The organism is Rahnella sp. 1L-D-7-B-C2, assembly GCF_057290995.1.
In genome coordinates this window covers 68,465-80,866 of sequence record NZ_JBXAVQ010000020.1, presented here as the reverse complement: position 1 = coordinate 80,866, position 12,402 = coordinate 68,465, and the positions used below count along the sequence as shown (strand labels likewise).

Here is a 12,402-nt window from a genome sequence, read left to right as displayed (position 1 = left end):
TAGCTGAACAGGAGGGACAGCTGATAGAAACAGAAGCCACTGGAGCACCTCAAAAACACCATCATACACTAAATCAGTAAGTTGGCAGCATCACCGAACCGCCGGAACACTTTTAGCAGAATTAGACCGAACGCTTATCGAACTGAAAAAACTATGCCGCTACGATATGCCACTGTTTGCGCCACTATTTCATCTGTCTAATATCTGCATGGAATTATATCTGTTGGCTAGATGGCCGGTTGAATAATATTTAATAATGTCCAATGCATCAATAATTCATCAGGTTTTGAAAGAGATGTCAGCAAAGAGTATCTCTTTATTTTTTAAATCATAATCCCTATCTATTAATCAAGATTTATCATTGATATATTGCATTTGTTAAGAGCGCATAACTAAGTTATAAACTCTGAAACTTCATGGAGGTTAAACATGGATAATCCTATCTTTTTGAAAGGGTTAAGTCGCGTGCTTCTCATCTTTATCACGCTGCTCATTCTTATTTTTGCCTGGAAACTGGTGTTTGCCGGATATATTTCTGGAGGTCGCGAATACACTAAGTCTGACTGGTTTGATTATTACATTCTGACATCTTCTCTTATCCGACATGCTCCAGAGGCATCTGAAAGCGCCACATATCATTTACAGGGCAGCGATGAATATCAGAATGAAGAAGAGGAAGTTGTATGGATAAATGTGAAAGATGTTCCGGGCGCAGTTCAAAAGCTAAATCAATATTTAGTGGAAAAGGGCGTCGATGTTGAAAGTGAATATCAACGCGGAAATGAATATTTTGTAATGTATTACAATGATGTAGTCATTTTAAGAATTGGAAGATGTAAGTACTCATGCCCATGAATGTGAATTTTCTCCTGCAAATAAAAAAATCCACGCTTTCGCGTGGATTTTCGTTTCTGACAGATGGCGTTTCGGATCAGAACATCATCACCATCCACGGGTAGGCGATAAGCATCATGCCGCCGAGGAAGATGGCGCCGAAGATGGTGCCCAGACGCCAGTAGTCTTTGGTTGGGAGGTAACCGCTGCCGTAGTAAATCGGGCTCGGGCCGGTACCGTACGGGGTGATGATCCCCATCACGCCCAGCGATGTCACCATCATCAGGCAGTAAACCGGCATGTTGATGCCCGGAATGGCCGCCGCAATGGTCAGCATCGCCGGTAACAGGGCAGTGGTGTGCGCGGTCGTACTGGCGAACAGATAGTGCAGAAGGAAGAAGGCAATCAGCAACATCACGGCGGCTACCTGCGGATCGAATCCGTCGAGCAGCTGTCCGCCTTCTTTACCCAGCCAGGCGATAAAGCCGACGCGTGCCAGACCGTCGGCCAGCGCAACCAGCGTCGCAAACCATGCGAACGTGTTCCAGGCCGGTTTGTTGCTGATAATGTCGTTCCAGTTTAGCACGCCGGTCCACAGCATCAGTACGACCACCAGCAACGCGGCCAGCGCCGGCTCGATCCACGCGGCGGCAAAAATCCACATTAGCAGCGCTGAACAGACGAAGATCAGCAGCAGGATTTCGTTGCGCGACAGCTTGCCCAGTTTTTCCAGCTCACTTTTGGCCCAGCGCGGCACTTCATCGTTAATTTTCACTTCCGGCGGATAGAACCAGTACGCCAGCAACGGCATGGTGAGGATCAGCAGGACGCCGAGCGGCAGGAACGCGAGGAACCACATGCCCCACGAGATTTCAAAACCGGTGATGCTTTTGACCAGCGCCAGCGCGAGCAGGTTCGGTGCCAGCGCCGAGAGGAACATCGAGCTGGTGATACAGGCGGCGGTGATTGCCACCCACATCAGATAGGAACCGATTTTACGCGCGCTCGGATCGTTCGGCTTGGAACCGTACAGCGGCGGCAGGTTGGCGATAATCGGGTAGATGGTCCCGCCGCTTCGTGCCGTGTTGGAAGGCGTGAAGGGCGCGAGCAGCAGATCGGCGAAGGTGATGGCGTAACCGAGCGTCAGACTGCGACGGCCGAGATACTTCACCAGAATCAGCGCCAGACGGCGACCAAACTGTGTTTTGTCATAACCGGCGGCGAACATAAATGCGCCGAAGATCAGCCACACCGTTGAGTTACCAAATCCGCTGACCGCCCATTTAAATGCCTCACCGGCCATTTTAAATTTCGGGTCAGCGACTTCAGCCGGGCTGAACAGCAACCACTGGCTGAACAGGGCGATGACCACCACGCCGGTCAGGCCGATCACCGCGCCTGGTAACGGCTCGAAAATCAGACCGACAATCACTCCGACGAAGATGGCAAAGAAGTGCCACGCATAAGGATTAAGCCCCGACGGCACCGGTGTCAGCAGCAAAATTACCGCCACCAGCACCGGAAGGAACAGCATGATCAAACGTTTCTTTAGCCCCGCGGAGGCAGGAGCGGCCTTGGCGGGATCATTCAAAGCGGATGTGGGTTTCATAGTTTTTTCTGCCCGTTATTTAAAGTGAGCCTTACGCCCGGATCTTTGTGTTGACGTTATCTGGTACTTTCGTTTTGAACTGTTGCTGTGGATATTTCACGACGGCATTTGAAATACATTAATTTCTCAGCGCGAATAGAGTGAGGTATTACGAAAAGACAAGGGAATAAACAACGACGGATATTATCCTTCGTACGTATCATTCCCATTCATGGCATTAACACTACTTTATGTGTGGTTATATTTTTGACCAAAATTCCTGCTTTATGAAATGTAGAGTAAATTTCTGCAAAAGCCAAATTGAGGACTTAACCTGCTGATTTTGTTCGGAGGAATCGCCATGTTAATCAAAAGTTGATTTTTGTCAACTCATGGTTAACAATTGGAGGGATATTTGCGTCAATGCTGAGTAATTAAACAACTCCCGTCCATCAGATGTTTATAACGTCACTGTCTCTTCTATATAAGAAAGCATTTTAAATTTATCACCTGCACCGGATAACTTAATTTAGCGGTAAGTCATTCGCCCACGAAAAAAATCTAAGCGTTTACATTTTGGAGTCGATCACAATGAATAAGCTCACCCCGGTTCTTAATCCTCTTACCTTGCCCAACGGCGCGGTGCTGAAAAACCGCCTGCTGATGGCACCGATGACCACCTGTACCGGTTTTTATGACGGCACGGTGACCAGTGAACTGGTGGAGTATTACCGCGACCGCGCTGGCAGCATTGGCACAATCATCGTTGAGTGTTGCTTCATTGACCGCATGGGCCCGGCCTTTCCCGGCGCGATTGCTATCGACAGTGACAACAAAATCCCCGGACTGAAAAAGATCGCCGATGCCATTAAATCCAAAGGCTCGAAAGCGGTTTTGCAGATCTATCACGGCGGCCGCATGGTCGAGCCAGAGCTGATTGGCGGCAGAACGCCGGTCGCACCAAGTGCGCTGGCGGCACCGCGTGAAGGCGCGACCACGCCGAAAGAGCTGAGCGGCGAAGAAGTTGAAGTGATGATCACCAAATTTGGTGATGCAGTGAACCGTGCGATCAAAGCCGGATTTGACGGCGTCGAAATTCACGGCGCGAACACTTATCTGATCCAGCAGTTCTACTCGCCAAACTCCAACCAGCGCACCGACAAATGGGGCGGCGACCGCGAGAAGCGCACGACCTTCCCGATGGAGGTCCTCGAAATCACTCACAAAATGGCGGATCGCTTCGCCGACGATCATTTCATTATCGGATATCGTTTCTCGCCGGAAGAGCTGGAAGTGCCGGGCATCCGCTTTGACGACACCCTGTATCTGCTGGAAAAACTCGCTGCGCGCGGGCTGGACTACGTGCATTTCTCCGTCGGGCAACTGCTGCGTCCTTCTATTGTCGATACGACTGATCCGACGCCGCTTATTACCAAATTCCGCGCGATGCGTTCTGAAACCCTGGCGAAAGTGCCGGTGATCGGCGTCGGTGGTGTGGTGAATAAAGCCGACGCCGAGAAAGCGCTGGAATACGGCTTTGATCTGGTGGCGGTGGGTAAAGCCTGCATCGCTTATCCGGACTGGGCCGATCGCATCATTAATAACGATCATCTGGAACTGTTCATCGACAGCAACAAACGCGAAGAACTGAATATTCCGGAACCGCTGTGGCGCTTCTCACTGGTTGACGCCATGATCCGCGACACCAGCACCACTGGCCGTAAATACAAAGCCGGGGTGTATCAGGAGAAAGTCGAAGCCGAAGCGCTGAAACTAAAAATCAGCGTGACGCTCGATACCGACCGTATCACCGATATCTCCCTGGTGAAGGACGACACGCTCGACGTCGATTTCACCACCACCTTCGAACAGCTGCGTTCGCGCATTCTGGTCGCCAACAGTCCGCACGTCGATGCCATCACCGGCGCGACCACGCAGAGTGAGGCGCTGAAGAAAGCGGTTTCCCGCGCGCTGACCACCTCCAGCAAAGAACACGTCATCGAAGAAGGCGGTAATCCGCAGGCACCGCAAAATTACGATGTGGTCATCGTTGGCAGCGGCGGCGCGGGGCTGGCAGCAGCCATTCAGGCGCATGACGAAGGCGCTCACGTGGTCATTATTGAGAAAATGCCGACCATTGGCGGCAATACCATTAAAGCCTCGGTGGGAATGAATGCGGCAGAAACCCGTTTCCAGAAAATCAAAGGTATCGAAGACAATAAAGAGCTGTTCTACGAAGAAACATTGAAAGGCGGCAAATTCAAAAACAACCCGGAATTGCTGCGTGAGTTTGTCGAACTGGCCCCTGAGGCCATCGAATGGCTGGCGGCGAAAGAGATTGAGCTGAACGACATCACCATCACTGGCGGCATGAGCATCGACCGCACGCATCGCCCGGAAGACCGCTCGGCGGTGGGTGGCTTCCTGATCAGCGGGCTGGTGAAAAACATCAACAAACGCGATATCGAAGTGCTGCTCGAAACCTCCGTCGCCGAGATTTTGTTTGAGAATGGCGCGGTGACCGGCGTCAAAGTCGTCGATGAGTACAACGACAGCCGCATTCTGAATGCCAAAAGTGTCATCGTCGCCACCGGCGGTTTCAGTGCCAACCGCGAGATGGTGGTGAAGTATCGCCCTGAGCTCGATGGTTTTGTGACGACTAACCATAAGGGCGCGACCGGCAGCGGTATCGCCATGCTGCAAAAAATCGGCGCGGATACCGTCGATATGGGCGAGATCCAAATCCACCCGACCGTTGAGCAGACAACGTCATACCTGATCTCAGAGTCCATTCGCGGCGGCGGGGCGATTCTGGTGAGTCAGGCGGGCAAGCGTTTCTATAACGAGATGGAGACGCGCGACAAAGTCTCTGCAGAAATCATCTCGCTGCCAGAGAAAAGCGCGTGGGTGATTTTCGATGAGCAAGTACGTGCCAACAACAAAGCGGCCGATGAGTATATCGCCAAAGGTTTTGTGCTCAGCGCGCCGACGCCGGAAGAGCTGGCGGTGAAGCTCAACATGAACCCGGTTGCGCTGACCGAGACACTGGAACGCTATAACCTGTTTGTGGTGGAGAAGAAGGATGAAGATTTCGGTCGTACCACTGCGCTGCGTCACCCGCTCAATCAGGGGCCGTTCTTCGCCATCCGCATCGCGCCGGGGGTGCATCACACTATGGGCGGCGTGGTGATCAATACCGACACCGCCGTGCTGGATGCGCAGAAACAGCCGATCACCGGTGCATGGGCGGCAGGTGAAGTCGCGGGCGGCATCCACGGTGCTAACCGCATCGGCGGTAACGCCGTCGCCGATATCATCATCTTCGGTATTCTGGCGGGGCGCAACGCAGCAGCACTGGCACGCGGTTAAGTAATATTGACAGCAACCTGTGGGTCGCGGTGAAAACAGGCAGTCATTTGAATCCACGCTCCGGCGTGGATTTTTTTTGGATGGCGCTCAAAAAAAAGTCCGCCACAGTGGGCGGACTCTTCCAGAAGTTTACGCTAATTACGGCAAATTAACGGTAGACCAGACCCACGATGGACGCAGAGAGCAGGCTGACCAGCGTTGCGCCCACCAGCAGGCGGAACGCAGCGCGGGCGACCATGTTGCCCTGAACTTCTTCGATACTTTTTACCGCTCCGGCAATAATCCCGACGGTAGAAATGTTGGCGAAAGACACCAGGAAGACGGACAGGATTGCCACGGTGCGCGGCTCGAGGTGCGCGATCAGGTCTTTCATCTGCAGCATTGCGACGAACTCATTGGCAACAATTTTGGTGCCCATGATGCTGCCAGCGGTCAGGGAATCCTGACTGACGATGCCGGTTAACCAGGCAACCGGGTAGAACAGGTAGCCAATGATGTCCTGGAAGCTTTTACCAAAACCGCCCATGAAGATGGCATTGATCATCGCCAGCAGGGCGTTGAAGCCGACCAGCATCGCAGCCACGATCATCGCCATTTTGAAACCGGCCATGATGTACTCGCCCAGCATTTCTACGAAGCTGTGTTTCGGTACAGTAAGCTTAGGCATCTCATTATCCGCTTCGTCAGAATACGGGTTCACCACCTGCAATACCGCAAAGGTAGAAAGCATATTCAGAATAAGCGAGAGCATCACATAACGTGGTTCCAGCAGGGTCATGTACGAACCCACAATCGACATGGAGACGGTCGAGATGGCGGTGGCAGATAATGTATACATGCGGCGTTCATTCAGGTGCGGGACAATATCTTTAATCGCGATAAAGTTTTCAGATTGTCCGACCAATAAAGAACTCACGGCATTAAAGGATTCCAGTCGTGGCATTCCGTTAATTTTAGATAAGAGATAACCGATCCCTTTAATCATTAATGGCAAAATACGCAGGTGCTGGAGAATACCAATCAGCGCGGAAATAAAGATGATTGGGCATAATACGAATAAGAAGAAGCTGAACTGATTATCATTGACCAGACCGCCAAACACGAAGTCGGTACCGACGCGTGCGTAGCTCATCAGATTGGTGAACACGCCGGAGAGGCCGGAGATCAGGTAAACGCCTGCCTGGCTGTAAAGCAGAACCCAGGCCAGTACGATTTCGATCACCAAAATTTGCACGACGTAGCGCAGTTTAACGCCGCGTTTGTTGTAGCTAATCAACCAGCCAATGCCGAATATCATTATAAGGCTAAGTAAAAAATGCAATATATTTGACGTCATGGAGGATCCAAATGATGTGAGTGGTGTTTTAAGCGCGAACTATAACAGCAACCTCACAAAACTCATCTGCTTTTTTCATTGCGTTGCGCACAGGTAATCGATTGCGTTCAAAAAAGAAACAATCGGAGTCTGCTATTTTAAATAACGCACCGAAGTGGTGAGAATTTTATTAGTTCGCACTGATTTGGTGAACGGAATTATATTATGCAGTGCATTTTTTCATGCAATACTGCCTGCGGTATCACCTGCAACCTTCGCAAAACCTTCGGGGAAAATATGTTTACACAAGGACATTTTGTTAACGCTGAGATCCGCATCAAAGCGGATGCAGATATTCAACAGGCGCTGGCCGCAATCGAGCAGTTTTGCGCTGATATGAACAGCGAAGCGGGCTGCTCCTTCGCGATGGCGCTACAGGACAAACAAGATCCGCGCCGCATCATCCTTTGGGAACGCTACGAAGACGAAGCGGCCTCGCAGCGTCACTTCGACGAACCGCACACTCAGCGCTTTATCCATTCCGGTCTGACAGAATTTGTGCACGCCACCTTATGCCAGTTACCGGTCCGGGAGCCTGCCGTATGACGCACAACAAAAGCCTCCGCTGGGGCGTGCTCGGCACCAGCTTTATTTCCGGCATCATGGCGGATGCGATTGAACAGCACGACGGTTCGTTGCTGTACGCCGTCGCCGGGCGTTCGCCGCAGGGGCTGGCGGATTTCGTGCGGCAGCATCCGGCGGAGCACGCTTACGACAGCTACGATGCGTTGATTAACGACCCGCAAGTCGATGTTGTGTATATCGGTTTACCGAACCACATTCACCATGAGTATGTGATCAAGGCCGCGAACGCCGGTAAAGCCGTCCTGTGCGAGAAATCCCTCTCGGTAAACATGGCCGATACCGATGCGGCGCTTGCTGCGGTAGAGCATAACGAGGTGTTTTTCCTCGAAGGGCTGATGTATCTGACGCACCCGTTTGCCGCAAAAATCGCCGAGATCGTCGGCAGCGGAATACTGGGCGAGGTGAAGTCGATCAATGCCAGCTACTGTGCCTCGATTGCGCAATTTGTGAATCCGGGCAGCAAGGGCGCCATTTACAATCTCGGTTGTTATCCGGCTTCGCTTATCCATCTGGTGATGCAAAACGCCACTGGCGATGGCACTTTCCCGGCGTGGAACCTGACGGCCCACGGACGTCGCAACGCCGGAGACGGCAATGTCGGCGAAACCGCCGCCACGATCCAGTTTGCCAACGGCGCGCTGGCGCAGCTGCACTGTGCAGAAGACTACGGCATGTTCTGGGCATTTTCAGTGGCGGGCAGCGCAGGGCGGATGGAGATCGTCTCCAACCCGTGGCTGCCGGAAGCGCAGGGTAACCAGATCCGCATCACGCCGTATGAAGGCGAAGCGCAGGTTCATGACCTGACCGCCGACGGCGACGCATTCCACTATCAGGTGCGTCAGGTCTGGCAGGCGCTGCACAGCGGTGAACGCACGCTGGCACGTCCGGCGGCCAGACCGCAGGATTCGAGAGAGATTATGGCCCTGCTGACGGCGTGGGAGGAAAGGACGGTGTGTTAACCGTATGAATTAATAAGAAGGCGCAGACATCTGCGCCTTTTTTTTACACCGGTTAGCAGACTTTCACGCCAGCCCTCACGTTGTCTAATGCTCATGGCAGATAACTGCATGATAAAAATAGAAATAACACCGATGGCGTAGCGGCAGGAGATCCGGCTGTGATAGGGTGATTTTTTGTCTTATATTGACCTGCTCATAAATAAAAACCTGCCAATAATGAAAATCTGTCAAACATGAAAAAAAACCACGATTTAGCCGTTATGCATTGGGGAACCTACCGTGTCACCACCGAGGACGGCGCGTTAACTGCCGTGGCGCCGGTGGAATGGGATCGCAATCCATCTGAAATCGGCCAGTCTCTGGTTGGTGCCGTCGATGGCAGCAGCCGCGTACGCCGTCCCGCCGTCCGGCTGGGCTATTTACAAAACGGCAGCGCGTCGCGCGAAGGACGTGGTAAAGAGCCTTTTGTCGAAGTGAGCTGGGAAACCGCCCTGTCGCTGGTCGCCGGGGAGCTGCAACGGGTAAAAGACACCCACGGCAATGCGGCGTTTTATGCCGGTTCCTACGGCTGGTCGAGTGCCGGACGTTTTCATCACGCGCAGAGCCAGTTGCACCGCTTCTTTAATCAGTTTGGCGGCTACAGCGGCAGCACCAACACCTACAGTCTGGCCGCCGCCGAGCGGTTATTACCGCACATTATCGGCGACCTCGATGTTCTGCAAAAACAACACACCCACTGGTCGGTACTGGCGGAGAAGTGCGAACTGTTTGTTGCCTTTGGCGGCCTGCCGCTGCGCAATGCGCAGGTTAACGGTGGCGGCGCGAACGATCATTCCCTGAAATACTGGCTGCAAAAAATGGAGCAGACCGGTACGCGCTTCATCAACGTCAGCCCGGTGAAGAATGATCTCTCGGGAGTACAATCCGCCGAATGGTTATCCCTCAAACCGGGCAGCGATACCGCGCTGTTGCTGGCGTTGAGCTATGTGCTGATTGACGAGTCGCGCTATGACGCAGATTTTGTGGCCAGCCACACCGAAGGCTTTGAAACATTTCGTGAATATCTGATCGGACAGAACGACGGCAGACCAAAAACGCCGGAATGGGCGGAACCGCTGACCGGCGTGAGCGCGGAACAGATCCGTGCGCTAGCCCGTGAGATGTCGCAAAAACGCACCATGATCAACATCGCCTGGTCATTGCAGCGCGCAAGACAGGGCGAACAGACGTTCTGGGCGACGGTGGCGCTGGCGGCGTTGCTGGGGCAAATCGGCACCGCCGGCGGCGGGGTGGGCTTCGCCTACGCGTCAACCAATCTGGCGGGATCGGATCGCCGTACTTTCTCCGGCCCGCGTTTGCCGATGGGGCAAAATGCGGTGAAACAACCCATCCCCGTCGCGCGACTGGCCGACATGCTGCTCAATCCCGGCGCGCCTTATCAGTTCGACGGCAGCCACTGCCATTATCCTGACATCCGGCTGGTGTACTGGGCGGGCGGCAATGCGTTTCACCATCATCAGGATGTAAACCGGCTGACGCAGGCATGGCGTAAACCCGACACCGTGGTGGTTCACGAACAGTACTGGACCGCGCAGGCTAAATTTGCCGACATCGTGCTGCCGGTGACAACGTCACTTGAGCGGGATGATATCGGCAGTTCCAGTAATGACGGTTTTATGATCGCCATGCGTCAGCATATTGCGCCGGTGGATGAGGCGCGGAGCGATTACGCGATTTTCTGCGGGCTGGCGGAGAAGCTGGGTTTTGGCGAGACGTTCAGTGAAGGACGCGATCCAATGGCCTGGCTGCGCCATATCTATGAGATTTCCACGCCGCGCGCACAGGCCGATGGCATCGAACTGCCTGATTTCGATGATTTCTGGCAGCAGGGCAAACTGGAATATACGCGGCCAGACACCCCGCAAATCTTCCTCAAAGCGTTCCGCGATGATCCGGTGGGTTCACCTCTGACCACGCCGTCCGGGAAAATTGAGCTTTTCTCGCAGACCGTGGCCGGTTTTGATTATGAAGAGTGTCCCGGACATCCTTTCTGGTACGAACCGGAGGCCAAGGCACAGCTGGAGGTCAGCGCACGCTGGCCGTTGCATCTGCTTTCCAGCCAGCCTCGTACGCGTCTGCACAGTCAGTACGATCAGGGTGCAGTCAGCCGCCGGACAAAAATACAAGGCCGCGAACCGCTGTGGCTGCATCCGCAGGACGCCGCACCGCGCGGGATCGTCGAAGGCAGCATCGTGCGGGTGTTTAACGATCGCGGGGCGATTCTGGCGGGTGTGCATCTGAGTGAAGACCTGCGTCCGGGCGTGGTGCAGATGTCGACGGGCGCATGGTATGACCCGCAGGATCCGACCCTGCCGGATTCACTGGATAAACACGGTAACCCGAACGTGCTGACGGAAGATCGCGGCAGCTCGCGGCTCGGCCAGGGGTGCAGCGCGCAAAGTTGCTGGATAGACATTGAACGCTGGGACGCGCCGCTGCCCGACGTCACCGCTTTCCAGCCGCCGGCGTTCGTGAATGCCGGTGACAGCACGCAGGAGTAACAGGAAACGTGCATCCTCTGGCGTTCCTTCGCGGGAATGCCAGAGGATTTTTGCTCCTACAGCAGGTCAGGCATTCAGCGCAGTCTTCATTTCCAGCCTTTTAAATATGAGTAACTATGAGCAGGATAAGCGCGTAAATCCAGGCCGGCCAGACACTGTCTGCGTTTCAGAGATTAGCCAAACGTTTCAGTCACCGCTTTGATAAAGCTCCGAATTTTGACTGTCTGCCGTAAACCCGCCGCCGTGAGGACGTGCATCGGTCGCGAAGGACACGTGTAATCGGGCAGTATTTGCACTAAACGCCCGGCGTTGATTTCTTCCCGCAATACGTCTTCCGGCCCCTGCGTTACGCCATAACCTCTGACCGCTGCATGCAACAGCGCCCGCCAGTCATTCGCCCGAAAACGGCCTTCAGGGCGCACTTCCTGCGTTTTGCCCTCCTTAGTGAACAGCCAGCGGCAGGGCGACTGCGGTGACCAGATCCCATAAACCAGACAGGAATGCAGCGCCAGACAGGTGGGGGTAACCGGCGTGCCATTCTGCGCGAGATACTCCGGCGAAGCGCATGCAATCAGCCGGTACGGCCGAAGCGGATACGCAATCAGCGGGCCGTCGTGCAGTTCACCGATGCGCAGGATCACTTCATAACCTTCCTCGACAGGATCGACCATGCGATCGCTCAGCGTCAGCTCCACCTGCGTGCCGGGATAGTTATCCAGATATTGTGTAATGAACGGTGCCAGCATCGATGCACCAAAGGTCACCGGCGCATTAACGCGAATGATGCCAGATGGTGTGGCTTTCATCTCCAGCGCGATGGCATCGGCCGCCTCGGCCTCGGCAAGCACGATTTTACAGCGTTCGTAGTAGCTGCTGCCGATATCCGTCAGATGCTGGCGGCGGGTCGTGCGGTTCAGCAGCGCCGTGCCCAGCCGCGATTCCAGCCGGGCGATATGTTTCGCTACCATCTGCGGGGATATGCGTAACGCCTCTGCCGCCGCCGCGAAGGATCCAAGTTCGGCGGCTCTGACGAAGACGTTCATGCTGGTGAGACGATCCACGATTCACTCCTTTTTGTTGTTTGTCTGTGCTGATATCGAGTATTTATCAACGCAGGGTGTCGAATTATTC

General features: G+C 54.0%; 8 protein-coding genes. 5 read left to right on the top strand and 3 right to left on the bottom strand.

Annotated features, from left to right (window positions below):
- The first annotated feature begins 429 nt into the window (after positions 1 to 429).
- Entirely contained in the window at positions 430 to 855 is a 426-nt protein-coding gene (locus AC0Z7K_RS21475) for a hypothetical protein (protein WP_485615873.1), read from the top strand.
- 76 nt (positions 856 to 931) lie between these two features.
- Here AC0Z7K_RS21475 and AC0Z7K_RS21470 read toward each other — a convergent pair whose 3' ends face one another.
- Positions 932 to 2,443, bottom strand: coding sequence for an anion permease (locus tag AC0Z7K_RS21470; protein ID WP_112167685.1), 1,512 nt, complete (start codon positions 2,441 to 2,443; stop codon positions 932 to 934).
- A gap of 570 nt (positions 2,444 to 3,013) precedes the next feature.
- Between AC0Z7K_RS21470 and AC0Z7K_RS21465 the strand changes: the two genes are divergently transcribed.
- Positions 3,014 to 5,791 carry a flavocytochrome c gene (locus tag AC0Z7K_RS21465; protein WP_485615872.1) on the top strand — a complete coding sequence of 926 codons (2,778 nt, stop codon included), beginning with the start codon at positions 3,014 to 3,016 and terminating at the stop codon, positions 5,789 to 5,791.
- Positions 5,792 to 5,939: 148 nt separating this feature from the next.
- On the opposite strand, the gene AC0Z7K_RS21460 is transcribed toward AC0Z7K_RS21465, so the two are convergent.
- The gene (locus AC0Z7K_RS21460) at positions 5,940 to 7,088 is read right to left on the bottom strand and encodes a NupC/NupG family nucleoside CNT transporter (protein ID WP_485615871.1); all 1,149 of its coding nucleotides are present in this window, start codon (positions 7,086 to 7,088) and stop codon (positions 5,940 to 5,942) included.
- 315 nt (positions 7,089 to 7,403) lie between these two features.
- On the opposite strand from AC0Z7K_RS21460, the gene AC0Z7K_RS21455 reads away from it, so the two are divergent.
- From AC0Z7K_RS21455 to AC0Z7K_RS21445, 3 genes are all read left to right on the top strand, one after another.
- A complete protein-coding gene (locus tag AC0Z7K_RS21455) occupies positions 7,404 to 7,712 on the top strand; it encodes a putative quinol monooxygenase (RefSeq protein WP_413528810.1) in 309 nt (102 codons plus the stop codon).
- Positions 7,709 to 8,710, top strand: a complete 1,002-nt coding sequence (locus AC0Z7K_RS21450; protein WP_485615870.1) for a Gfo/Idh/MocA family protein — start codon at positions 7,709 to 7,711, stop codon at positions 8,708 to 8,710. Before AC0Z7K_RS21455 ends, AC0Z7K_RS21450 begins: the two co-directional genes overlap by 4 nt.
- Positions 8,711 to 8,943: 233 nt before the next feature.
- A complete protein-coding gene (locus tag AC0Z7K_RS21445) occupies positions 8,944 to 11,271 on the top strand; it encodes a molybdopterin-dependent oxidoreductase (RefSeq protein WP_485615869.1) in 2,328 nt (775 codons plus the stop codon).
- A 173-nt stretch (positions 11,272 to 11,444) separates the two neighbouring features.
- Here AC0Z7K_RS21445 and AC0Z7K_RS21440 read toward each other — a convergent pair whose 3' ends face one another.
- Positions 11,445 to 12,332, bottom strand: coding sequence for a LysR family transcriptional regulator (locus AC0Z7K_RS21440; RefSeq protein ID WP_485615868.1), 888 nt, complete (start codon positions 12,330 to 12,332; stop codon positions 11,445 to 11,447).
- Positions 12,333 to 12,402: the final 70 nt, after the last annotated feature.

Excerpts from the sequence above, each read along its gene's own strand:
- AC0Z7K_RS21475 (WP_485615873.1), top strand. The coding sequence starts at position 430 with ATGGATAATCCTATCTTTTTGAAAGGGTTAAGTCGCGTGCTTCTCATC.
- AC0Z7K_RS21470 (WP_112167685.1), bottom strand. The coding sequence starts at position 2,443 with ATGAAACCCACATCCGCTTTGAATGATCCCGCCAAGGCCGCTCCTGCC.
- AC0Z7K_RS21465 (WP_485615872.1), top strand. The coding sequence starts at position 3,014 with ATGAATAAGCTCACCCCGGTTCTTAATCCTCTTACCTTGCCCAACGGC.
- AC0Z7K_RS21460 (WP_485615871.1), bottom strand. The coding sequence starts at position 7,088 with ATGATATTCGGCATTGGCTGGTTGATTAGCTACAACAAACGCGGCGTT.
- AC0Z7K_RS21455 (WP_413528810.1), top strand. The coding sequence starts at position 7,404 with ATGTTTACACAAGGACATTTTGTTAACGCTGAGATCCGCATCAAAGCG.
- AC0Z7K_RS21450 (WP_485615870.1), top strand. The coding sequence starts at position 7,709 with ATGACGCACAACAAAAGCCTCCGCTGGGGCGTGCTCGGCACCAGCTTT.
- AC0Z7K_RS21445 (WP_485615869.1), top strand. The coding sequence starts at position 8,944 with ATGAAAAAAAACCACGATTTAGCCGTTATGCATTGGGGAACCTACCGT.